The 1,116-nt window shown below is 30.2% G+C and carries 2 protein-coding genes; both read left to right on the top strand.

Annotated features, from left to right (window positions below; translation table 4 throughout):
- Positions 1-282: 282 nt before the first annotated feature.
- Positions 283-849 (top strand): hypothetical protein, encoded by a 567-nt coding sequence (locus EHV01_RS05835; RefSeq protein WP_422066639.1) that lies wholly within the window; start codon positions 283-285, stop codon positions 847-849.
- Between the two features lie 104 nt (positions 850-953).
- Positions 954-1,116: lipoprotein (locus EHV01_RS05830; RefSeq protein ID WP_422066640.1), on the top strand; the 163-nt coding region annotated here is incomplete at its 3' end.

The following is a 1,116-nucleotide window of genomic DNA, read 5'->3' as shown; positions in this document are numbered from 1 at the left end:
RWMTNNNNTTTTAAGGCGGAAAGCATAAACCGTAAATTACTTTTTTGTTAAAAGGATAAACCATTAATTTAATTATATACTAATAGTTTACTAATACAATACCCCCCCCCTATTAATAAATAATGCTTGATTGCTAATTTAGCCTTTAAAATGCGTCATAAGAGCTATTTTTCAAGATAAAATTTTGTAAATAATTGATAATTTTGCTTGTATATATATAATGCAGGTAGATCTTGATAAAAAGTTTTAAGAANNAGNNNTAAGAAAAGGAGAAAAACAAGTATGAAAAAATTACTTAGTTTATTTAGTGTATTAACTATTAGTGGAACTGCCATACCAACAACAATTGCCGCTAGTCCTTATCAAAAAGAAAAACAATTAAATAGTGATATTAATTATTCAGAAACAAATAATTTAGAAAATTTAAATAGAAGTAAAAGAGATGTTTTTACTTGAATAGATGGTGCAATAACTGATGCTGTTAATTGAACAGGTCAAGCTGCAAAAGACGCTGTTAATTGAACTGGTGGTGCAGTAACAGATGCAGCCAATTGAGTAGGTCAAGCAACTTATGATGGTGCTAGTTGATCAGTAACGGCTGTTAAAGACGGGGCTGTTTGATCGTGAACAGCCGTAAATAATGTTGGAAAAAAATGTTTTGGAACTACTAAAGACACATTAGAAACAAGCCTTAGTATGGGAACCACTATAGGAGGAACTGTTGTTGCCGGAGTTGCGACGGGGGCGGCTACTGGTAGTGCTATACCTGTTGTAGGAACTGCAATTGGTGCTGGTGTTGGTGCTATTGCTGCAGGTATAGCTGCTTGTGCTCCAAAAGTTATAGGATAAAAATAAAATTGTTATTAAAATATACGTACGTTAATTAAATGGAAATAAAATTAATTATTTCCATTTTTAATTAAATTAGCAAAAAATAGAAAGGAACTACACATATGAAAAGATTATTAAGTATTTTATCAACAATCACTTTAATTGGCATAAGTACAATAAGTTTAGTTGCTTGTAATAAACCACAAGAATATACAACCAAAGAATTAGCAAAATTAAAAGAAGAAAACAAAATAAATACAAATAACCAAGAAATCAAAGATAATA

This window comes from Spiroplasma sp. hy2, assembly GCF_044714365.1.
GTDB classification, from domain to species: Bacteria; Bacillota_I; Bacilli_A; order Mycoplasmatales; family Mycoplasmataceae; genus Spiroplasma; species Spiroplasma phoeniceum.
The sequence above is the reverse complement of the archived record's forward strand: the minus strand, read 5'-3'. Positions and strand labels throughout refer to the sequence as shown.